The sequence below is a fragment of the Collinsella sp. AF28-5AC genome, from assembly GCF_003457875.1.
Lineage (GTDB): Bacteria > Actinomycetota > Coriobacteriia > Coriobacteriales > Coriobacteriaceae > Collinsella.
This window is the reverse complement of the sequence record NZ_QRTA01000022.1, coordinates 1-22,888: the sequence shown is the minus strand read 5'-3', so window position 1 is coordinate 22,888 and position 22,888 is coordinate 1. Positions and strand designations below refer to the sequence as shown.

Sequence of the window (22,888 nt, the reverse complement as noted above, 5' to 3'; positions counted from 1 at the left end):
GAGCGGGGGCTCCTATCTTTTTAGTGCCCTCGGATTGGGTCATAGTGTCTGTCCGCGCCAAAACATCGGCGTTGCCGGGCCGGCACTTGGGGACGTTCCTTTTCTGCCGGCACCTGGGGACACTCCTTAGCCGTTGGGGGCGTTCTTAAACGACTAGTCTGGGCGGCGGCCGTGTGCTGCTGTCCGCGTGGCGGCGTATAATCGGCGGCAGATGACTTGGACGTTAGGAAACCATGACCGATAGCATGCAGCAGACGGCGCTCGACACGCTCGGCGCCTATTTTGGCTACACCTCGTTTCGCCCGGGGCAGGACCGTATGGTCGATGCGATCCTTGCCGGCTGCGACGCGCTGGGCGTTATGCCCACGGGCGCCGGCAAGTCCATTTGCTACCAGGTGCCCGCGCTCATGCTTCCCGGCATCACCTTTGTGGTGAGTCCGTTGCTGTCGCTTATGGAGGACCAGACCCGCGCGCTGCTCGCGGCGGGTGCGCGCCCCAGTTATCTCAACTCCAGCCTTACTCCGGCCCAGCAAAACACCGTGCTCAAGCGGGCGCGCGAGGGCCGTTACCAGCTTATGTACGTGGCGCCCGAGCGCTTGCTCGAGCCACGCTTTTTGGCCTTTGCGCAGGAAGCTGCGGCCGAAGGCGGCATCGGCGTTCCGCTCGTGGCCATTGACGAGGCCCACTGCGTGAGCCAATGGGGTCAGGATTTCCGCCCCGCCTACCTGCAGATTCGCGAGTTTATCGATTCCCTGCCGCAGCGCCCCATCGTGGCGGCCTTTACCGCTACAGCGACTGAGCGCGTGCGTGCGGACATTCAGCAGATGCTCGGCCTCCAAAACCCGGCGACGGTGGTGACGGGCTTCGATCGCAAGAACCTCTACTTTGGCTGCGAGGAGATGGGTGACAAGGCTAAGACCGCGTGGGTGCGCGACTATGTGATTGCGCATTCGAGCGAGAGCGGCATCGTGTATTGCTCGACCCGCAAGACCGTCGATGCGCTGGCAGGAGAGCTTACCGAGGCTCTGGGCCCCAGCGGCATTCGCGTTGGCCGCTACCATGCCGGCATGGGTAATGACGCCCGCCGCCAAAGCCAGCGTGCCTTTATCGACGACGACATTCAGGTGATGGTCGCCACCAACGCCTTTGGCATGGGTATCGACAAGCCCAACGTGCGCTACGTCATCCATAACAACGTGCCCGAGAGCATCGAGGCTTACTATCAGGAGGCGGGCCGCGCCGGCCGCGATGGCGATCCGGCCAGCTGCCACCTGCTGTGGAACGGCAACGATTTTCGCATGCGTCGTTTTTTGATCGACCGCGGCGACGCGGCCGACGAGGCGCTCGATGACGAGCAACGCGCGTGGGCGCTCCAGAACCGATATCGTCTGCTCAGCCAGATGGAGGGCTACTGCAATACCACCGGCTGCCTGCGCGAATATATGCTGCGCTACTTTGGCGACGAGGCCGCGGCCGAGCATGCGGCAGCCGCCGCGGGCGCCACCGCCGCAGACGACGCCGAGGGCTGTGGCAACTGCAGCAACTGCCTCACGCAGTTCGAGGTCGAGGACGTCACCGGTATGGCTCGCGCCGCCGTGCGCTATGTGGCCACGCGCCCCATGCGCTTTGGCAAGTCGCTCATCGCCGATGTGCTTCACGGCGGCAACACCGAGCGCATTCGCCAGATGCATCTGGACGAGGACCGCGGCTACGGTGAGCTGTCGAGCGAATCGGTCGGGCGCATCAAGGACATCATTGGCCAGCTGTGCGGCCGCGGTTATTTGGCCACCTCGCAGGGGCAGTACCCGGTCGTGGGCCTGGGTCCGCGTGCCGGCGAGGTCGAGGACGAGGCGTTTGCCTTTACCGTTAAGCGTCGCGCGTCCAAGCGCAAGGCCTCGGCCCGTGCTCGCCGTGCGGTGGATCTGCTGCGCGAGGAGGCCGAGCTGGATCAGCGCCCGCGCGTGGGCGACGATGCCGAGCTGTTCGAGCGCCTGCGCGCCCTGCGCAAGGAGATCGCGGCCGAGCTCGAGATGGCGCCGTACATGGTCTTTTCCGACAAGGCCCTGCGCGGCCTGTGCCGCCTGCGCCCGCAGACGCGCGACGAGCTGATTCAGGTCAACGGCATTGGCGAGAAAAAGGCCGACGCCTTTGGCGAGCAGTTTATGGCGGCGATTGAAGAGTTTGAATCCGAGCATGCGCGGGATGGAGCGTAACGATGGCAACCGACGATAAAACCGACCGCGCTGGCGTATCCGCCGTACCGCTGTACCAGCAGGTCATGGACGACCTGAAGGGCGAGATCGCGCGCGGCGTGTATGCGGCCGGCTCGCGCATCCCTGCCGAGATGGAGCTCGCGAAGTCTTACGGCGTGGGACGCATCACCGTGCGCCGCGCCATCGAGGAGCTGTCGCGCGCGGGATATCTCAACCGACAGCAGGGGAGGGGCACCTTTGTGTGCGCTCCCAAGCTCAAGCGCAAGATTGTCCAGAAAGGCGACGTCCAGAGCTTTACTGAGGGTTGTGCCGCCAACGACATGGTGGCCGGAGCGCGTCTGGTGTCGCGTACGGTGGTCGCGGCGACGCGCGAGGATGCGGCGTTCTTTGGCGTGGAGCCCGGCTGCGAGCTCATCGTGGTCGAGCGCGTGCGCACGGCAGATGGCGTGCCCGTCATGCTCGAGAACAACGCCTTTGTGCTGGCCGACCATCCCTACCTGCAGACGCTTGCCGACGAGGACCTCACCGATAACTCAATCTTTGCGCTCGTTGCCGAGCATTCGGGCCGCGCACCGCTCAAATCCGACCCTTGTACCGTGGAGATTGCGCTTGCCGACGCTCAAGTCGCGCCACTGCTCGAGATCCCGGTCGGTGAGCCACTCTTCTATATGGAGGCGTACTTTACCGATGCGGACGAGCGGCCCTTGCTGCTTGGGCGTCAAAAGATTGTGGGCTCGCGCTACGTGTTCGACATCTAACATTCACAGATAGAACAACATAGAACAAGTTTGGCGAGATGACTTCACGAGCGTCGTCGTGCGTGCTATAAATAGGACAACATAGAACGACAGCAGGTACGAGCTGTCGTCGTTCAAAGCCGCCCCACAAGGAGGAGCATCAGCATGAACGCACATGATCTGGTTCAGGAAATTATCGAGCGCAAGGGCAAGGTCGAGAACGTCTTTTGGATCGCCTGTGGCGGTTCGATGATCGACCTCATGCCGGCTAACGAACTGCTCAAGCGCGAGGCCACCACGTTTACCTCGACGGTTTATACGGCGCGCGAGTTTTGCCTGATGGCTCCCAAGAGTCTTGGCGAGAAGTCGCTCGTCATCGCCTGCAGCCACAGCGGCAACACGCAAGAGGTCGTTGACGGCTGCGAGATGGCGCTGGCCGCCGGTGCCGAGGTCATTGCCCTTACCGACTGCGAGGGCTCAAAGATCGACAACAGCAAGTGGACTACCTGGGTCTATCCGTGGGGTGAGGGTGTGTCGCAGGCTGAGGTGCCGCAGGGCATCGGCGCTCTGATCGCCGCCGAACTGCTCGACCAGCAGGAGGGCTACGAAGCGCTCGCCGACATGTACGAGGGCCTTAAGCAGATGGACGCGCTGCTGCCCGCCGCCCGTGAGAAGGTCAACGCCGAGCTGGGCGCCCGCTTTGCCGAGCTCTGCCAGCAGCACAAGTTCTTCTATATCCTGGGCTCCGGCCCCAACTTTAGCCAGACCTACGCCATGGCCATCTGCTCGCTCATGGAGATGCAGTGGCAGCACTGCTGCTACATCCACTCCGGCGAGTACTTCCACGGCCCGTTCGAGGCTACCGAGCCCGGCGTGTTCTACTTTGTGCAGCTTGGCGCCGGCGAGTGCCGCCCCATGGAGGAGCGCGCGCTTGCGTTCCTCAACACGCACACCGATACGATTATGGTGCTCGACGCGCTTGAGTACGGCGTGGGCGAAGTGCCTGCCAGCGTGCGTTCGTTCCTGGAGCCGATCTTCTTCTATGCGATGAGCTGCGAGCTGCGCGCCGCCCGCGGCAAGGTGTTCGACCACAGCCCCGAGGTTCGTCGCTACATGGGCATCGAGCAGTACTAAGCAACCGGGAAAGCAATCTTTCACGACGGGGCCTTCGCCGAGCGCGGGCCCCGTTTGCGTTTCGGCGCCCTTTGCTGGGTGCCGGAAACCGCCGGTAAACGAAGTCTAATACTTTTCCCGAGAAGTGAACGACCTATTTTGGACCCCCGAAGCATCGACATTTTTTGGCGCCAAAACCGCAGGAAAATCTTAATGAAACCGCAGGAAATGGTTCCCATAAAGTGTCGATGCTTCGGGGGCTCGTTTTTGCTCGTCCACTTCACGGGAAAAGTATTAGACCTAAATTTGCAAGCGTGTCGTGTGAGTCAAAAAGCGGGCCGCGCCGATGGGTTTCCGGCGCGGCCCGCTTTACATGGCGTCCGTATGAGCGAGGTGTCGCGTCAAGCGGCGGCCTACTTGGCGTCGTAGGCCTCGGCATCCCACCAGTCGAGCTGGGCGATGTTGTCGCGGATGTGCTGGCAACTCTTGTGGAAGCCCTCGAGCTCGTACTCGGACAGGTCCAGCGTGTAGACCTCCTCGACGCCCTCGGCACCGATCACGCACGGCAGGGAGGTAAAGATGCCCTCCTCGCCATATTGGCCGGTCATGAGCGTGGAGGCGGAAAGCACGGCGTGCTCGTTGTGCAGCACGGCGGCGCAGACGCGTGCGGCGGAGTTGGCGACGGCGTACTCGGTGCACTGCTTGCCCTGGTAGGTTACGTAGCCGCCCTTGCGTGCAAGCTCCTCGACCTCCATGTGGTCAAAGGCGTACTTGTCGGGGTTCTCGGCCTGAAGCTCGTTGAGGCTCTTGCCGGCGATGGTTGCGGCCTTAAAGGCGGCCAGCTGGCTAAAGCCATGCTCGCCGATCATGTAGGCGTTGATGGACTTGGGGCTCACGCCGACCTTCTTGGAGATCTCGGTGCGCAGGCGGGCGGAGTCCAGACCGCAGCCCGAGCCGATGATCTTCTTGGGATCATAGCCGGTCAGGTGCCACAGCTCGGTGCACACGACGTCGCAGGGGTTGGAGATGCTCACAAAGATGCCGTCAAAGCCGGCGCCGACGATGCGCTTGGCAAAGGTGCGGGCGGCGTCGGTGGTAAAGAACAGCTCGCCGTCGCGGTTGCCGGCGGCCAGCGCGACCTTGCCGGCGGCGTTGACGATGACGTCGCAGCAGGCAAGCTCCTCGTAGTGGTCGTAGCAGTTGACGATCTTGGTGTTGTACGGGACAAACGAAAGGGAGTCGCGCAGGTCCTGGACCTCGGACGTCACCTTGGCTTCGTTGATATCGCACAGGTACAGCTCATCGGCAATGCCCTGCATAAGCAGGCTGTTGGCGACATGTGCTCCTACGTGGCCCTGGCCGACCACACCGATCTTACGCGTCTGGTACATATATGTATCCTTTCGGCCGAGTTTTTCGCGTCGAACCATTGTAGCGTCCTACCGTCACTTTGCTAGGCTAAAGCGTCGCAGATTTTTGGGACATGCCCTAATCTCTACTTTTGGAGTGATTTGGGCCGCTGACGGCATCGCGGGGCGATGTGCTCGCGCGGATGGGGCCGCTCGTTGTACCATAGCTGCAACTGACTCGTAAGGAGCATCCATGCCCATTCGTATTCCCGACGCCCTTCCTGCTGCTGCGCAACTCGAGAGCGAGAACATCTTTGTCATGACCGAGTACCGCGCGCTACATCAGGACATCCGTCCGCTGCGCGTGCTCATCCTCAACCTCATGCCCACCAAGATCGCCACCGAGACGCAGATCATGCGCAAGCTCTCCAACACGCCGCTGCAGGTGGAGGTGGACCTGCTGCGCACCAAAACGCACGAGGCCACGCACGTGAGCGCCGGCCACCTGGAGACGTTTTACCGCACGTTCGACGACATCCGCGACATCCACTACGACGGCCTGATCATCACGGGCGCGCCGGTGGAGCAGATGCCGTTCGAGGAGGTCGACTACTGGCCCGAGCTCTGCCAGATCATGGATTGGTCCACCACGCACGTGCACTCTACGTTGCATATTTGTTGGGGCGCACAGGCGGGCCTGTATCACCACTACGGTATTCAGAAGTACGACCTGCCGGCAAAGGCGAGCGGCGTGTTCGAGCATTATCTGGTGAAGCCGCAAAGCCCGCTGGTCCGCGGCTTTGACGACCGTTTTTATGCCGTGCATTCGCGCAACACCGATGTGCGCCGCGAGGACGTGGAGGCCGAGCCGCAGCTTGAGGTCGTGGCCGTGTCCGACGAGGTTGGCCTGTACATTGTCAAGTCGACCGACAGCCGTCGCTTTTTTGTATTTGGCCACCCCGAGTACGATACCGACACGCTGCGCCTGGAGTACGAGCGCGACGTGAAGCGCGGGCTCAACCCTCAGGTGCCGGCGCATTACTTTCCGGGCGACGACCCCACCGCCGAGCCGCGAAACGTCTGGCGCAGCCAGGCTCAGCTGCTCTACACCAACTGGCTCAACTATTACGTCTACCAGACCACGCCCTACGACCTGGCCCGCGCCGGCGAGGAGCACTAGGCCGCTGTCGTGGCTGTGGCTGCGGCGGTTATCGTGGCCGCTACGCGACGAGCGTGGAAATCCGGACACACGAGCGTGGATAATCGGACGTTTGCAACGTGAGCGTGGATAATCTCCCGTTTTTGGCTCACAAGGGGTCTCAAAGCGGGAGATTTTCCACGCTCATTTTTTGCAGCTGCCGTACCGTCGGCATCATCACGCGTTGAGTACATGCGGACTACATCGCAAACTAGGTAGTTTTGATCCACGGCATATTTTCTTTCAATGAAGTCGGTGGCTTTTGAGGCTCAAAATGTGGAGACAGGGACCTCTGGACAACCGCTCTACCTGCAGATATGGAGCATTGGCCTAAAACATCCAAAACCGTCAAGCATTTGGTCAGCTGCTGGACAGCATTTGGTCAGACTTCGCATGAAACCGTCTGGTACGTTGGCGCCGTTCCAAGAGTTGGGAGGCGACATGGCAAACGCGACGGCGAATCAAAGACTTACAGGCCACATTAAAGCGTGCGAGCAGCAGATGAGCTGCGTGTACGCGCGCACGACGGCGGAGGCAAAGCAGATTGAGCGGCGGGTGGCGGCGGGAAGTCTCGAAGTGGTCATGCCGGGACTGTATGCGCGTCCGGAATACTGGTCCGAGCTCAAGTTTCGGCAGCGTTATCTGCATCGGGTGCGGGCGCTTGCGCAAAAGCACCCCGACTGGACGTTTTGCTCCTATACGGCGGCCGTTGTCTATGGTCTTTCGGTTTCGCATGCCAATTTGACGCACATCCATATCGCCGCGATGCCGGCGCAATCGACGACGCCAGGCTCTCAAGTCGTTCGCCATCGGTATGCTTATCGGACACGGGCCAGCGAGATGGATATTGCCGTGACCGATATCGATCAAACGATTGCGGATTGCCTGGTCGATGCATCGTTTGTCGAAGGGCTGATCATTGCGGACTCGGCGCTCCATGAGCAGCTTTTGTCGAAGGAACATCTCATTGAGGCAGTTAACAAGCTCGGCTTGAATCGCCGCGGTGTTGTGACGGCGCGCAGGGTTGCACGGTATGCCGATGGCCTGTCGGAAAGCGGCGGCGAGTCCAAGGCGCGGGCGCTGATGATCGAACGAGGCTGGCAGGTTCCGGAGCTGCAAGTTGAGCTGTTCGATCCGGTTGAGCCGGGAAGGCCGTATCGCGTTGACTATTTGTGGCGCGTGGGTGACCGGTTGATTATTGGGGAGTTCGACGGATTCGTTAAAAGCGAGAAGGCGGCGGAGGAGGGCAAGCTTGCAAAGGCGCAATTTGATGAGCGCCAGCGCGAGTCGAGGCTTTCGCTGCTCGATAACTGTAAGATTGTGCGCTTGTGCTGGGATGATCTAAGGGACCCGACAAAGCTCGATCGCAAGCTCAAGGTTGCCGGCGTGCCGCGTGCATGCTGAGGCGGTGGCAGGGCGTTAGGCTGCACGAGCGTGGAAATCCGGACGGATGAGCGTGGGAATTTAGACGCGATTTGGTTGAGCGTGGATTTTCGGACACACGAGCGTGGATTATCGGACGTTTGAATAATGAGCGTGGATAATCTCCCGTTTTTTGCCCCCGAACAGGCCCAAAGTGGGAAATTTTCCACGCTCATTTTTGTGGGGTGCAGCGTGCCAGCCGTTAGGCGCTGATGATGTGAGGTAGCGGCAGGTCGTGGACGTCGGTGGGAACGCCGTCGACACGCTGCTCGTCAAAGGCGATGCCGATGATTTGGCATGCGGGTGAGAGCATGGGCAGGTAGCGGTCGTAGCAACCGCCGCCGTAGCCCAGGCGCGCGCCGGTTTGATCGAAGGCCACGAGCGGTACGACGATCATGTCGAGAGCTTCGGCAGGCACGATGGGGAAGCGGCCGCTGTCGATGTCCATGGCCGCGAAAGCCCGTGTGGGGTGGGCGATAAACGGAGCCGCGGACGCATCGTCGGCGGCAACTGCCCGCATACACATGCGCTGGCCACAAGCTGCGGCGTCTGTTGCCGAGAGCATGCACGGATAGGCCACGCGCCAGCCACGTTTGGCGGCAGCTGCGGCAAACGCGGCTGAGTCGACTTCGGAACCCATCGCGGCATAGACGGCAACGGTGTGCGGCGCCGCGGCATCCAAGCGGCCCAGCAGCTCGGCCAGCCGCGCACAGATAACGGCAGACTTCGCTGCCCGCACATCCAAATCAATCGCATCGCGCCGGGCAATCACTGCTCGCCGCAATTTAGCCTTGTCCATCCTAACCTCCTCTAGCAAACCTGCCAAAAAGGGACAGGTTTATTTTGGCAGGTTTATCTGGGCAAACAGCAAAACAACCACGAAGGGGATACATGCACCTTCGTGGTGGTCTGTGCTGTGATGGGCGTCTGCGGCGGTTTGTCTCGATCTGTAACATCAAGACGGCAATATCGGCTCCAGATGTTACAGATCGAGACGTTTCCAGACGACGCCGACCTTTTGTCTCAATCTGTAACAACTAGGTCCAATTTTGCCGAGTTACTGTTACAGATCGAGACAAACCGCCGCGGTGGGCTGCGCCGCCTCGCCCAAGCCGCAGAAAAAGGTAGATTTTCAGGCATGTCCTAAAAATCTACCTTTGTGCATTAGCCCAGCAGGTCGATGACGTTAAAGCCGGCGTTGCTCTTGGCGATGACGTCTCGGCCGCCAAAGACGCAGGTGGGCGACTCGGCTGCGATGCGCGTCACGTCGGCGCCGAGCGAGCGCAGCTCACCGGGCGTGGCGGCGAGCATCTGGGCGCGGCGCTCCTCGCGTGCGTGCGGATCGAGCCCGGCCAGGTAGGTCGTGTTGCGGCGCTTGGTGAGCGCGTACGGCTTCACCGGCGCGTCCATGCCGCTCACGCAGCTCACGATAAAGCCCTCAAAGGCGGCCTCGTCGGGCTCAAAGCTGCCGAGCCATTCGCCTGCACGCGCCACGCGCTCAATCGAAGGATCGATCGCCGGGTCGCGGTAGGTGTAGAACGCCGTCTGGCGCTCGCCGGCTGCGCGGAATCCGCAGCCGTACGCACCGCCCTTCACGCGAATCTCGTTCCACAGGTAATCGTAGGAGAGCGCGTTGGCAGCCACGGCCCAAGCGCCTGTCACGTCAATGCCCAGGCGACGCGGATCGCACGCACGCGCGGCAAAGCAGATGTCGCTGGGGATCACGAAAGCCTCGTGGCGGTCGCACGGCGCCGGCACCGCGAGCGCGTCGCGGCCGGCACCATCGCCTGCACCCAGCCCCAGGTCGCCCGCGGCATCCCAGTACGCGTCAAAGTCCTCGTCGCTGCCGGTAAAGCTCGCCATGCAGCCGTCGGCCACAAAGATGCGGCCCGCCAGCTCGGTAAGCTTGGCGCGCAGGCCGTCCAGGCGCTCGTCAAAGTGGTTGAGCAGATCGCGCAGGAACAGATAGAAATCAACGCCCGAAAGCTGCTCGCGCACCACGGCCGAAGGCGAGCTGTAGCTCATCGCGCGACCGAGCGCCGCCGAGTGGCCGTTGTTGATAAAGCCCTGCTCAAGCCCAATGCGAATCTGCGTGAGCACGTCGCGCATGCGGTCGGCGTCGGCGTCTGCCAAAAGCGTGCTCGACCATACCTCGCGCGGCAGACTCGCCAGCGCATCGATCTTCTCGGACAGGGCGCCGGCGCTCACCAGCAGGTAGGGGCGCACGCCGTCTACTTCGGGCTGCGTCATGACTTCGGTCGTAAAGCTCAAAAAGCCGAGCTTGCCGGCGAGCAAGTTATCGAGTTCCTCGGCCGAGTGCTCGCGCGTGGGCAGCTGCTTAAGCAGGCGGCAGAGCAGTGTCACATAGGGCAGGTCCTCAAACGCGACGCAGCTCAGGTCGAAATACTGCATGGCGTAGGCCAGACGGTTGGTGGGGATGCCGTGGCGCAGGCAGGGGATGGGCGCGGTCGTGTCCACGACCAGTGGCGGCTCGGGGCGCGCCTCGCCAATGTCGGACACGCGCAGGCGCGGCAGCGTGGCCTTGGCCTCGGGTGTGTCTTCCGCCTCCTGCGCGGCACGCAGCGCGGCCGTGCGCTCGACCACGTCGGCCAGCTCGGCATCGGTCATGGCATCGCGCTTGGCTGCCAGCTCGGCGGCCTCGGCACCCTCTGAACCATCGGCGGCGTCCACCGGCACCAGCTCGACCAGTGCCATGTGATCGTTCTGCAGCACCAGTTCGCGCAGCAGGTCCTCAAAATAGCTGCCGTCCAGGTCGCCGCGCAGCTCCTCGTACACCGGGCCGTACTTGAGCGCCAGCGTCGCGGCGTCGTCATCGTAGAGCCACGTGCTCAGCGCGTCGCACGCAATGGCCACGCCGTCGGCGATACCGTAGTCGCGCTGGCGCAGGTCGTATTCGTTGCTGCTGATGATGGCTTCCAGGCGCTCGCGCGAAACGCCGTGCTCGCATAGGTCGCGGCAGGCGTCCTGGAACACGCGGCGCAGCTCGCGCGCCACGCCGGGCTGCGCGTTTTGCAGCATGATGAGCTCGTAGGGCTGCAGGCTCTCGGCCGCGGTGTAGCTCACCACGTTGCCGCCCAGGCCGGCGGCCAGAATGGCCTTCTTAACCGGTGCTTCGTTGGAGCCCAGCAGTGCCTCGAACAGGATATCCGCCGCGATCGTGCGTTTGCGGTCGAGCGCGCTGCCCAGCACCAGGCCCAGGCCCACCAGGGCGTTCTCGGGTGTAGTGGCCATCTCGACGCGCTTGTACTCGCAGGTCACGGGCGCCTGCACGCCCAGCGGATTGGGCGCCAGCGTGGACGGGTCCTCGCCGGCGGCGACGGCAGCGTCCATGCGGCAGCTCGCGGCACTCGGCTGCGACAGATAACGCTCGTCCAAAAACGCCAGCGCGCGGTCCACATCTAGGTCGCCGTAGAGCGTTATATAAGAGTTGGAAGGATTGTAGTGGCGCGCGTGCGTGTCCAGGAACTGCTCGTAGGTGAGCGCGGGAATCGCGCGCGGGTCGCCGCCGCTCTCGTGCGCATAGGCGGTGTCGGGATAGAGCGCGGCGTTGATGGCGTCGTCCAGCACGCTCATGGGGTCGGACAGCGCGCCCTTCATCTCGTTAAACACCACGCCGTTATAGCGCAGCGTGCCCTCGCGCAGGCTGGCGGGGCTGCCGTCGCCCTCGCCCTCGGCGCTCTCTGGCAGATCCAGCTCGTAGTGCCAGCCCTCCTGCTCAAAAATGGTGGGCTTGGTATAGATGGCCGGGTTGAACACCGCGTCCAGGTACACGTCCATCAGGTTATACAGATCCTGCTCGTTGGTGGTGGCAACGGGGTAGATGGTCTTGTCGGGGTAGGTCATGGCGTTGAGGAACGTCTGCATGGAGCTCTTGATCAGGTCGACAAACGGCTCCTTGACGGGAAACTTGGCCGATCCGCACAGCACCGAGTGCTCAAGAATATGGAACACGCCGGTGGAATCGGCTGGCGGCGTCTTAAAGCCAATGGCAAAGGCCTTGTTTTCGTCGTCGCACGCCAGGTACAGCAGACGAGCGCCCGAGGCAGTGTGTCGCAGCACGTAAGCGTCCGAGTCGAGCTCGGGCACGGTCTCGCGGCGCTCGACGGCAAAGCCGTGGCAGGTAGTGCCGGGCACCAGCAGTGCAGCGGCTGCGGCGCGCGGGTCGGTTGAGGTGGTGGGCATATGCAGTCTCCTTTGACGCCCCAGCGGGGGCGAATCGAGTCGAATCCTCGAGAGTATACCCATATGGGGCCGCGACCCTGCGGCGAACTGGAGACGATACAGCCGGATTGGGCATAGGTCCCGCGTGCCCGCCGCACGAGCGTGGAAAATTGGACACTCGCCAAACGAGAGTGGATATTCGGACGGACGAGCGAGGATTTCCGGATACCTATCGAACGAGAGTGGATATTTGGACGGAATTTGCCGCAAAAGCCCCAAAAACCGTCCAAATATCCACTCTCGATATCCGACCGTCCGAAAATCCTCGCTCGTCCATCACTCGCGTATCTCTCATCTCTCACTCATCTCTAATACGAGAGATAACAGAAAGACGAGAGATAAATATGAGAGATAACTGAGCAGCAAAGAGACAAGCAATCATGGTATTATCTCAATACCGATTGTTCTACCAGCAAAAACATGTTTATATGAAACAGATGGCAGACATCTTATCTTTTATCTCTCACTCATCTCTAATATGAGAGATAACAGATAGATGAGAGATAATTACGAGAGATAACTGAGAGACGAAGGAAATCCATTCGCGGCATTCTTCGCAGAACCAAGCGAAAGGACGTGCAGATGAACGAAAACGAACTGACCGGTCTGCTCGAGTCTTTAAGGCGCATGGGCTCGGACGATCTTAACGTCGAGGTCAAGGAGAGCGCCACGACGCTTTCCCGCGACGTGTGGGAAACGGTGAGCGCATTCGCGAACACTGCCGGCGGAATCATCGTGCTCGGAGTGAGTGAGCGCGCAGGTTTTGTCCCGGTTGAGAACTTCGAGACCGAGAAAGTGCTCAACCAGTTTGTGTCAGGCATGGGTGATGCGGGCGGTCGAGGAAAGCTGGCCAATCCGCCCAAATACACGATCGAGCGAGTGGAGCTTCAGGGCGTCATCGTTCTCGTCATTACGATTGAGGAGCTCGATCCGTCGAGCAAGCCCTGCTATGTCATAGAGCGGGGCGCCCAGGGCGGCAGCTACAAGCGCATCGATGACAAAGATGTCCCGCTTTCGTCGACCGAGGTGCTCGCATTGGCGTCATACGGTCGGGCGACTCCGAGCGATCGCGACGCGGTGGCGGGCGCGGACGCGGACGATCTCGACGAGACGCTGGTCGACCGTACGATAGATCGGGCTTTCTCGTTGACGCCCCGGGCGATGCGCGGCGCGCCGGACAAACAAACGAAGCTGGAGCGCCTAAATTTCCTTGATTCCCAGGGCAATGTCACCAAGGCTGGACTCCTAGTTGCGGGCACCTACCCTCAGCAGTTTTATCCCAAGCTCTTTATCGACATGGCTGTCTATGCGGGGACCCGGAAAGGCACGGCGGGGTCGCTGAGGTTCATGGACCGCACAATCTGTGAGGGAACGTTGGGCGAGATGATCTCGGATGCTGTCGCGGCCGTCGCCAAGAATTTGCGGCGAACCTCGACCGTCCAAGGCGTCTCGCGTGTCGACTCGCTGGAGATTCCCGAGGAGGTTCTGCGCGAGGCAATCGCCAACGCCGTAATCCATCGAGAATACGGGGATCGGTTCTGTGGACAATCGATTGCCGTCGACGTCTTTGACGATCGTGTCGAGGTGACGAATCCTGGCGGCCTTTACGGGGGAAAGACTCGCGAGAACTTGTTTGACGGCAGCTCCCGATGCCGTAACGCGACGCTTGTGAAGCTCATGTCGATTGTTCCGCTGCCGGATGGCGCAGGTTCGCCGGCTGAGGGCAATGGCTCGGGCATCCCGATGATGATCGATGCCATGCGCGCGCATGGTCTGGCCGAGCCCCTGTTCTGCCCGGGGTTCGATCGGTTCAAGGTCGTACTTTACCGTTCAAAGATCGAGCCGGTCGATCATGGCGGGGGCTTAATTGTGACGGCACTCAAACACTACGGCGAGCTGGGGACGCGTGAGCTGGCAGAACGCACGGGGCTTACAATTTCCCAGGTTAGGTCGCGCGTCAACGCGCTCATTGCTCAAGGCGAGCTTGAGCCCACGGCGCCGTCGACAAGCCGCAACCGCAAATATCGACTGTCAGAGCGCGTGGAATAAATGCGTTAGTGGACGAGGCGACTCAATAATCGACCCTCGATTGGCGCCCACTAAGGTAAAGCGGTTGTTGCCCAGTCGACGGTGATGCTAAAGACTCGGCTTACGCCGGCATGGCCCCGAACCCGTCCATCAAAAACAGCCTAAGAACCAGTTTGATGACATATCCCGGTTTGACTTCTGCCGCGTCAAAGACGTGGCGCTCGGCGAGCTCGCTGCAGTATGCATAGATGTCGCGAATAAGGTCCGCGCCCGAAAGCGTAAACATGTAGCCTGCGTCCGAAAGCGCATTGGGCGCGGCGGGCAACTTGGCCATGTGGCAGAACGTTTGCAGGTCGGGCGCCATAACATTCTGGTAGTCGAGGTGGCCGCTGGCATCCTGTTCGGCAAGCTCCAATTGGCGCACAAAATCCAGCGCCGCCGCTAACACAAAGCTCGGCGTAGGCGCATTGACGTCCTGAGTGGTCGCCACAAGCCTGCCCGCCGCCTGCGTGACAAGCCAAGCGACCTCGCGCTGGCAACGCACGGCCTTGCGCGTAACCGGCTTGATGGACGAAGAAGAAACGCTTCCCTTAGGCGGATTCGAAACAGCCACAAGAACCTCCCATGAACGACCCGGCCCAACAAGCCCGGATGAAACACGTGCTACATCAGTATACAGGGGAGTGGGGTAGCGGGGTACAAGCGCGCCAGCGGCAAACCGAGAGCATCAGCGATGTGCCGATCGCGGAATGAGATCTCGTAATAATTGACTCTCGGCCATATTATTGAGGGGCATGACTCGCGTTCGTATGGTTGTAGGTGCTGGCGATGAACGACATTGACCTTGCTGTTCCGTTGATGGATGGACCAAGCTATGACCGCGCCTGCAGTCTCGTGCTTTCCGAATACGTTGAGGCATGGGAGTGGTTTCTGGGTGAGGAACAGCGCGGCGGCGTTTGGACCAGCCTTCCGCACCACACCAAGGAAGATAGCCCTCAGTATCAGTATCGTTTGAGAATTGGCTCGGACTTCTTTCCCGTAACGCGGGATTCAGGGATCTTCTGGCCGGGCCAGGATCGGGTGAAGCAAGATCCCAATAAGATCTTTGCGCTTTCGGTCCATAACTCTAAAAAGAGCTTCTACACCGATGTGCCTCCGCTCTATTTGGACGATGGTACGTGGGTCATTAAGTACTCGGTTCAAGCGCCGGGTACCGTTGGTTTTCGAGACCAGAATTACAACCGTAAAATGCTCAACTGCATGGAATGTGGCGTTCCAGTCGGAGTCATATTTGCAACCGAGGTGGGCTACAAGGTGCTCGGCCTTGCGTTTGTTGAACGGTTCGAGCCCGAAAACGGATGGTTTGTTCTGCACGGTCCTGTTCATAAAGGCGGGCCGGACCCTCGTTTTGCACCCGACATGAGTTATCTGAAGCACATGCCCGTCGATATTGAGTTTGCCGGACAGGGTGCGACCGACGACGAAAAGGTCCGCTATGCGTTAAGGCGCGAGCGATTGGGGCAGCAATGGTTCCGCAAGCAGCTCGTTGCCGCCTATGACGGCCGTTGCGCGGTGTCGGACTGCGGCGTCAGCGAAGCTCTGGAGGCTGCACATATCGAGAATTACTCGGGACCCAAATCGCAGGTTGCCAGCAATGGCATTCTGCTTCGGCGCGATCTTCATTCCCTATTTGATGCTCACCTGATTTCGTTTGAGCCTGTTTGCGGCGAATATCGGCTGTGCGGATCGTACCTGCTGGATAAGACCGACTACGCTTCCTTTGCGGGTGCGACGCTAAGGCAGCCGAATGAGCGTCAGTGGCGACCCAATACGGTGTTTCTTGAGGCCCATCGCATCGAGTTCGATCGCTCGGAAAAGAAGCGTGAAAAGGCGGGGCTTCTGCCGTATTAGCGTATTTGGCTTTGGCATTCTTTGACGATCGTGTTGTTTGATCGGATCGCGTGGCGATGCAATCTCGCGCACGCCCGCCGGTGCATGCTCTTCCTGTTTTGTATAGCGAGAGGGGAGCGTGTATGAGCTGGCGAGGCGATATTGCGATGGGGAAGTACGGAAAACTGCCGTGTGCCCTTATAGACAACAATATGTTTCCGAGCGTAGAGGTTGATTGCGGGTCGTTTGTCGTCACCTGCCCTCGCTGCGGCTCGCAAATACCGTGTCTCGACATTCGGTTCATCGATGCGCGCGACAGACTCAGCGACGAAGTGAGAAAACAGACAGGCGTTCATATGCCGGTGTATCCGGAGAAATGCCCTGTTTGTGGCCTCGATATCGTGTATGACGCCGGCGACGAGGGATAGGTGATGCGGAGGAGCTGGCTGTGAGTGTCTTTTGCCTCTACAAATAAATCCCCTCACCGAGTTGCTTGTGGAACTCGGCGTGATGGTCGCGTGCCCAGGTAAAGAGCGCCTGGTCAAAGTCGGTGCGCGTGGCCGGGATGCCAAAGACGCCGGCAACTTCGACGCGCACAAACTCCAGTGCCGGCAGCTTGTTGATGGCAGTGAGGGCAAACGGGGACGAGGGCTCCTCGAACAGATAGCGGCTGCCTTGCAGCGCGTCGCAACTGGTGCACGTGTTGCCGAGCGACGGGGCTTTGGAGGCTCGCGCGCCTACGGGCTTGTAGCCGCAGCGCTTATGAAGGTAGTCGCGGATCTCGCCCGGCACGCAGCCAAGAGCGGGCACGATGGCGAGTGCGTTGGCGTTGGCCGTGTCGATGGCAATGTGCCCGGATTCGTTGGGCGCGTGCGCGATGGCGACGCTCTCGTCGTTATCGGTTCGATAGGGAATGCCGAAGGCCGCGACCGAGGTCTCTTTGTGACACTTCCAGCACTCGCGCTTGCCCAGTACTAGATATATATACGGCGCTGAGGGGTCGGATCGGTCAACACCGGGCAGCCACTCGGCAAAGGGCTCGGGGTTGACGCCGCTGGGTACATACCAGACCTTCTTGGTCCGGTCCCATTTGGCGCCCAGCGCCTTGGCTTCTTCTTTGTGCGAAAAGGGGACATCGAGCTCGGTGCGCATGGCGGCTCCTTGGTGCTGCAGGTGCAAGTGGCCCAAGGATACCGCAGGGCGCAGACATCGCGGCGTTTTGCTGAGAAGTTGCGGTGCGGACTGATTGGTTATGCCGATGGATAGATCGGCAAGTAGATGGTCGGCTTTTGGCTAGTTGGGCGGTTGGAACTGCCGGCGGATTTGGCGACATAAAACAAAACAGCCCAGAGGACATAGCCTCTGAGCTGCGAACATTTGGTGGGCGTTAGAAGATTTGAACTTCTGACCTCTTCCGTGTCAGGGAAGCGCTCTCCCCCTGAGCTAAACGCCCGATCAAGGGTGCGCAAGCGCGCAAGGGATAATATAACGGAGCCTGAACTCGGTGGCAAGAACATTTTTAAAAATCGCTTACATTGTGGAATTCGGGGGCTTTGCCATATCCATTTCAAAAGAGCCTGCTGCCGCGATTTGGCTGTCGCATAATGCAAGGCCATTGCGGTATCGAGCTATGGAAAGACGCCTGCGGAATTGTCCTACCGATAAGCGGACAAGCCTCCAGCTGGTGACTTCGCCGTGGTAAGGTAAGCCGAATTGCTTCCAGACTGTTTCGGGGGAGTGGAATGAGCAAAGAGTGTGTCGAGCAGGTCGAAGGCGCAGGGGCTTCGGTGCCGATGGCCGATATATCGAACATTGATGTGCCCGAGGGCACCGACGAGCTCAGCCGCAACACCCGTCGCGCCTGGCGCGAGCGCCTTAACGATGCGTCGTCGCGCAAGATGATCACGGGCGTCTTGGCTACGCTGGTGGGCGGTTCGTTTTGGGGCTTCTCGGGCACCAGCGCGAGCTTTCTGTTCGATACCTACCACGTCGACACCTTGTGGCTTATGAGCGTGCGTCAGATTCTCGCCGGTCTACTCTTTATGGCCGTGGTTGTTACGCGCGACCGCGAGCGCCTGGTTAAGCTCTGGACCACACCCGCCGATCGCAAGCAGCTGCTGCTCTTTACCGCCTTTGGCCTGCTGTTCAACCAGTTTTGCTATCTTTCGGCCGTGCGCCTGACGAACGCCGGAACCGCGACGGTGCTCCAGTGCCTGCAGCTCGTTATCATCATGGGCTACGCCTGCGTGACCGATCGCCGCATGCCGCGTACTCGCGAAGTCATCGGCATTGGCCTGGCTCTGGGTGGAACCTTTTTAATTGCCACCGGCGGCGACCCTACCAGCCTGAATATTTCGCCGCTTGGCCTGGCAGCAGGTCTTATGTGTGCGGTCAGCGCCGCGTGTATGGCGGTGATTCCCGCCAAGATCCTGCCCGAATACGGCAGCCCCATCGTCACGGGTTCGGCAATGCTCACGGCGGGCGTGGTCTCGTGCGTCTTCGTGCAGCCCTGGGCGCATATGCCGGCGCTCGACGCTGCCGGCGTCGAGGCGCTCGCGGTGTTCGTGGTTATCGGCTCGTTTTTTGCTTACATGCTCTATATGCAGGGCGTTAAGGACATCGGCTCGGTACGTGCGAGCCTCATCGGAACTGTGGAGCCGGTTTCGGCGACCATCACCAGCGCCGTTATGCTGGGTACGGTGTTTTTGCCGACCGACCTTATCGGCTTTGCCATGATCATCGTGATGATGTTCCTTACGGTGTAGTTGACGCCGCCGCCAAGACGGAAAAGGTGTTGTGCCGCATTTTCGCCAATTGACGTCCGTGTCTGGAGTTTAGCTGTCGATGCTCAAAATGCCATAAACTAGTAACGTTATGGACTTTTTCATTGCGACTCAATTGCGAGGATTTCTTTATGGCTGGTAATCACTTTAAGGGCAGCGATAGCGGCCGTCCTGCAGTTCCGCCGCGTCCGAACGGGGCTGGTAAGGCCGGCACGCCGGGCGGCGCTGGACAGGGCGGTTCCGGTAAGCGCGTGTCCCCGGGCGAGACGGCGATGTTCACCGCTCTGTACGAGCAGTCTCAAAAGGCAAAAAAGACCGGCCGTGCAAGAGGGAATGTCTTTGCGGGCGGTGCAACCTCCGCGTCGCAGCCGAGCGGGGCTCCTTCGGTGCCTGCGAACAACGCAGGTGCTGCCAACGCCGCGAATGCTGCCGGCAACGTTAATGCCGGCAAGGCCGCCAACAATACTCCCTCTGCCGGTGGCGCGGGGCTTACGGGTAACCTTGGCACGATTTACACCGGCGCCTCCGAGACTGGCACGTTCGCCCGCCTGGATGATAGCGGTGCCGAGTTTGCGGGCTCGGGTTCCAAGGAAGATTATTACGATTTTGGCTTGAACTACGGTAGCGATGCTTCGTCGAGTTCGACCTCTGACGGTCTGGTCCGTCATCGCCATCGCAAGGGCGAGCGCAAAAAGCGTCACACCGGCGCCATTATTGCCGCTGTAGTCGCGGTGCTTCTCGTTGCGCTTGGCGCAAGCGGCTTTATGCTGCTTAACTCGGCAAAGACCGTAAAGAGCGAAGCGAAGGAGGCTGTCGAGATCGTCGGTGGCCTTAAGGACAAGGTCACGTCGGGCGATTTTTCGACGCTGCCTGACGACGCGAAGAAGATCGATGAGCTCTGCGACAGCATGAAGGCGGAGACTTCGAGCCCGCTGTGGACGGCGGCTTCGTTTATCCCGGTGTATGGCAGTGACATCAACGCAGCCCGCACCATGATTGACGCCCTGTCCGATGTCTCGAGCAATGCGCTGGTTCCCATGGCCGACAACCTTTCGCAGGCCACGCCCGGCAAGCTGTTCCAGGACGGCATGATTAACGTGTCCGCGCTGCAGGCGGTCGCCGATTCGCTTTCCAGCAGCTCGAAGGTGTTCAAGAGCGCCAACGAGAAGGTCCAGGGCATTGGCGATACTCATATTTCCCAGGTGACCGAGCTGGTCGATAAGGCCAAGGACGGCTTTGCCACCCTCAACGGTGCGGTTGACGCGGCGGAGAAGGTCGCCCCCGTCCTTCCCCAGATGCTCGGCGCCAACGGCCAGACGCGCAACTACCTTATGTACGCCATGAACAACGTCGAGATTCGTGCTTGCGGCGGCTTTGGCGGTTCGCAGGGCCTGATTTCGGTCACTGACGGCCAGATGTCGATTGGCGAGTTTGTTCCCCGCATTGGACTCAGCGAGGATGAGGCAGTCGAGAGCGTCGACGAAGAGGATGAGGCGCTGTTCGGCAACCACAGTAACCTGTACAACTCGGGCAATACCTATTCGCCTGATTGGCCCCGCAACTCGCAGCGTGTCGCAGCCCTGTGGAAATCTCAATATGGCCAGGACGTTGACGGCGTCGTGGGTATCGACCCGGTGTTCCTGCAGTATCTGCTGGGCCTGGTCGGTAACGTGTCACTGCCCGACGGAACGGTTGTCGACGGCACCAACGCCGCAAAGGTCCTCATGCACGATGTGTACTGGAACTATCCGGTCGAGGAGTCTGACGGCATCTTTGCATCCGTCGCCAGCGCTGCCTTCGACAAGATCCTTGGCGGTATCGGCGATGTCGATGTTACGAAGCTTGTCAGCGCCGTTGAGCGCGGTGCCGAAGAGGGCCGCCTGATCGCGTGGATGAGAAACGATGATGAGCAGAGTGCCATCAAAGAGACGGGCATTGACGCTTCGCTGCCCGATCCGGATGACCCGAGTGCCGATCCTGTTGCCGGCGTTTACTTTAACAACCTGAGCTTCTCCAAGCTCGACTGGTATCTGAACGCCGACACGCAGATCGGCCAGGGCATCAAGAACGGCGACGGCACGTGCTCGTATCGCATCACCGTTACTCTGACGAACATCATGACGCAGGAGGAGGCAGGCAAGCTGCCCGACTACGTTGCGGCGAGCGCACCCGATGCCGCGCGTGACGACGAACGCCTGAATGTCTCGTTGTTTGCCCCGACGGGCGGCAACATCAGTGACCTTACGGTTGAGGGCACACAGTTTGGTCTTGGCGCCGCTACGTGGCATGGAATCCCCTTCTATTCGGGCACCGTTGACCTGCATGCTGGCGAGACGACGACGATCACGTATACGCTGACCACGTCGGCCGAGGCGGGGGACAAGCCGCTTACGCTGCGTCAGACTCCTACATGCCAGGCGGCTCGCGACAGCGCGTCGGCGTAGGGTTTTTCTGGTAGCGCAGATAATCGAGTACCATTTTGGGGCGGACAGGCAATCTGTTCGCCCCTATTTTGTAAGGAGAGCGCATGAAGTACTTTGGCACCGACGGCTTTCGCGGTGAGGCCAACGTTGGGCTGACGGTAGAGCACGCTTATAAGATTGGCCGTTTTGTGGGCTGGTATTACGGCGCCAACCGCGAGCGCAAGGCACGCGTGATCGTGGGCAAGGACACGCGTCGCTCGAGTTATATGTTTGAGGCGGCGCTGGTGAGCGGCCTGGTCGCGAGCGGTGCGGACGCCTATATGCTGCATGTGATCCCGACGCCGGGCGTAGCGCATCAGACTGTGGAAGGCTGCTTCGATTGCGGCATCATGATCAGCGCGAGCCACAACCCGTTTTGCGATAACGGCATTAAGCTCGTCAACAGCGACGGCTTTAAGATGGACGAGGACGTACTGGAGCTCATCGAGGACTATATCGATGGCAAGAGCGAGGTGCCGCTGGCAACGGGCAACCACATCGGCGCCACGGTGGACTACATGCAGGGTCGCAACCGCTACATTGCTTCGCTCATCGCCAGCGCGAACTTTTCGCTGCAGGGCGTCAAGATCGGTATCGACTGCGCCAACGGCTCGGCATCCTCGGTGGCCAAGCCGGTGTTCGACGCACTGGGCGCCGATGTGCGCGTGATCAATGCCGCGCCCGACGGCTTTAACATCAATGTCGACTGCGGCTCTACGCATATTGAGCGTCTGCAGCGCCACGTGGTGGAGCAGGGCCTGGATGTGGGTTTTGCCTACGATGGCGATGCCGACCGCTGCCTGGCCGTGGACGAGCGCGGCCGCGTGGTCGACGGTGACCAGATCCTGTACGTGTGCGGTGTGTACCTGAACAAGCACGGGCGTCTCTCGGGCGGTACCGTGGTGCCGACGATCGCCAGCAACTTTGGCCTGATCAAGTCGTTGGAGCTTGCCGGCCTGAGTGCCGTGACCAGCGGCGTGGGCGACCGTCACGTGTATGCCAAGATGCGCGAGGGCGGCTACAGCCTGGGCGGCGAGCAGACGGGCCATACGATCTTTGGCGATATCGAGCGCACGGGCGACGGCATTATGACCTCGCTGCGCGTGATGGAAGTGATTCGTGCCGAGCGCGAGACGCTCTCGCAGCTCACGGCTCCGTGCAAGCTGCTGCCACAGGCGCAGGTGGCCGTGCACGTGGCGGACAAGGACGCCGCGCTCGAGAATATGGGCGTGCAGAACGCCATCGCCGAGGCCGAGGCTGCGCTGGCAGGCGAGGGCCGCGTGCTCGTGCGCAAGAGCGGAACCGAGTCGGTTATCCGCGTGCTGGCCGAGGCGCCCGACCAAGCATCCGCCGATGCCGCCATGAAGCGCATCGCCAACGCGCTCGAGGCTTTATAACTACGCGGTTTTACCAAACCGCGTAGCTGCTCGACGCTGCAAACGGCCCCAAGT

At 60.7% G+C, this 22,888-nt stretch carries 16 protein-coding genes and 1 tRNA gene; 11 read left to right on the top strand and 6 right to left on the bottom strand.

Going from position 1 to position 22,888, the window contains the following annotated elements; all coding sequences use genetic code 11:
- Window positions 1-233: 233 nt before the first annotated feature.
- The 3 genes from DWZ01_RS10050 to DWZ01_RS10040 all read left to right on the top strand — a co-directional run bounded on the left by DWZ01_RS10050 (window position 234) and on the right by DWZ01_RS10040 (window position 4,084).
- Complete coding sequence (locus DWZ01_RS10050; RefSeq protein ID WP_117848906.1) at window positions 234-2,213, top strand: ATP-dependent DNA helicase RecQ; 1,980 nt, start codon at window positions 234-236, stop codon at window positions 2,211-2,213.
- A gap of 2 nt (window positions 2,214-2,215) precedes the next feature.
- A complete protein-coding gene (locus tag DWZ01_RS10045; RefSeq protein WP_117848904.1) occupies window positions 2,216-2,971 on the top strand; it encodes a GntR family transcriptional regulator in 756 nt (251 codons plus the stop codon).
- A gap of 144 nt (window positions 2,972-3,115) precedes the next feature.
- Entirely contained in the window at window positions 3,116-4,084 is a 969-nt protein-coding gene (locus tag DWZ01_RS10040) for an SIS domain-containing protein (RefSeq protein ID WP_117848902.1), read from the top strand.
- A 392-nt stretch (window positions 4,085-4,476) separates the two neighbouring features.
- Here DWZ01_RS10040 and DWZ01_RS10035 read toward each other — a convergent pair whose 3' ends face one another.
- Window positions 4,477-5,454, bottom strand: coding sequence for an L-lactate dehydrogenase (locus DWZ01_RS10035; protein WP_117848900.1), 978 nt, complete (start codon window positions 5,452-5,454; stop codon window positions 4,477-4,479).
- A gap of 211 nt (window positions 5,455-5,665) precedes the next feature.
- Between DWZ01_RS10035 and metA the strand changes: the two genes are divergently transcribed.
- Together metA and DWZ01_RS10025 are read left to right on the top strand one after the other, a co-directional pair.
- The gene (gene metA / locus DWZ01_RS10030; RefSeq protein ID WP_117629029.1) at window positions 5,666-6,592 is read left to right on the top strand and encodes a homoserine O-succinyltransferase; all 927 of its coding nucleotides are present in this window, start codon (window positions 5,666-5,668) and stop codon (window positions 6,590-6,592) included.
- A 459-nt stretch (window positions 6,593-7,051) separates the two neighbouring features.
- Entirely contained in the window at window positions 7,052-8,014 is a 963-nt protein-coding gene (locus DWZ01_RS10025) for a hypothetical protein (protein WP_117848898.1), read from the top strand.
- Window positions 8,015-8,234: 220 nt separating this feature from the next.
- Here DWZ01_RS10025 and DWZ01_RS10020 read toward each other — a convergent pair whose 3' ends face one another.
- Window positions 8,235-8,831, bottom strand: a complete 597-nt coding sequence (locus DWZ01_RS10020; RefSeq protein WP_117848896.1) for a 5-formyltetrahydrofolate cyclo-ligase — start codon at window positions 8,829-8,831, stop codon at window positions 8,235-8,237.
- Between the two features lie 365 nt (window positions 8,832-9,196).
- Window positions 9,197-12,235, bottom strand: a complete 3,039-nt coding sequence (locus DWZ01_RS10015) for an insulinase family protein (protein ID WP_117848893.1) — start codon at window positions 12,233-12,235, stop codon at window positions 9,197-9,199.
- Window positions 12,236-12,856: 621 nt separating this feature from the next.
- Here DWZ01_RS10015 and DWZ01_RS10010 point away from each other — a divergent pair.
- Entirely contained in the window at window positions 12,857-14,323 is a 1,467-nt protein-coding gene (locus DWZ01_RS10010) for an ATP-binding protein (RefSeq protein WP_117770310.1), read from the top strand.
- Between the two features lie 100 nt (window positions 14,324-14,423).
- Here the strand turns inward: DWZ01_RS10010 and DWZ01_RS10005 are convergent, their stop codons facing one another.
- Entirely contained in the window at window positions 14,424-14,915 is a 492-nt protein-coding gene (locus DWZ01_RS10005; RefSeq protein ID WP_117770311.1) for a hypothetical protein, read from the bottom strand.
- A gap of 215 nt (window positions 14,916-15,130) precedes the next feature.
- On the opposite strand from DWZ01_RS10005, the gene DWZ01_RS10000 reads away from it, so the two are divergent.
- Window positions 15,131-16,213 (top strand): HNH endonuclease, encoded by a 1,083-nt coding sequence (locus DWZ01_RS10000; protein ID WP_117770312.1) that lies wholly within the window; start codon window positions 15,131-15,133, stop codon window positions 16,211-16,213.
- 122 nt (window positions 16,214-16,335) lie between these two features.
- The gene (locus DWZ01_RS10835; protein WP_117770313.1) at window positions 16,336-16,620 is read left to right on the top strand and encodes a hypothetical protein; all 285 of its coding nucleotides are present in this window, start codon (window positions 16,336-16,338) and stop codon (window positions 16,618-16,620) included.
- A 37-nt stretch (window positions 16,621-16,657) separates the two neighbouring features.
- On the opposite strand, the gene DWZ01_RS09990 is transcribed toward DWZ01_RS10835, so the two are convergent.
- Both DWZ01_RS09990 and DWZ01_RS09985 read right to left on the bottom strand, forming a co-directional pair.
- Window positions 16,658-17,344: a DUF5710 domain-containing protein gene (locus tag DWZ01_RS09990; protein ID WP_117770314.1), complete on the bottom strand. Its 687-nt coding sequence runs from the start codon at window positions 17,342-17,344 to the stop codon at window positions 16,658-16,660.
- 226 nt (window positions 17,345-17,570) lie between these two features.
- A tRNA-Val gene (locus tag DWZ01_RS09985) sits at window positions 17,571-17,645 on the bottom strand.
- Between the two features lie 289 nt (window positions 17,646-17,934).
- Here DWZ01_RS09985 and DWZ01_RS09980 point away from each other — a divergent pair.
- The 3 genes from DWZ01_RS09980 to glmM all read left to right on the top strand — a co-directional run bounded on the left by DWZ01_RS09980 (window position 17,935) and on the right by glmM (window position 22,834).
- Entirely contained in the window at window positions 17,935-18,957 is a 1,023-nt protein-coding gene (locus DWZ01_RS09980) for a DMT family transporter (RefSeq protein WP_199411390.1), read from the top strand.
- 149 nt (window positions 18,958-19,106) lie between these two features.
- Window positions 19,107-21,419, top strand: a complete 2,313-nt coding sequence (locus DWZ01_RS09975; protein ID WP_117848892.1) for a DUF4012 domain-containing protein — start codon at window positions 19,107-19,109, stop codon at window positions 21,417-21,419.
- A gap of 83 nt (window positions 21,420-21,502) precedes the next feature.
- Complete coding sequence (glmM, locus tag DWZ01_RS09970; protein WP_117770316.1) at window positions 21,503-22,834, top strand: phosphoglucosamine mutase; 1,332 nt, start codon at window positions 21,503-21,505, stop codon at window positions 22,832-22,834.
- Window positions 22,835-22,888: the final 54 nt, after the last annotated feature.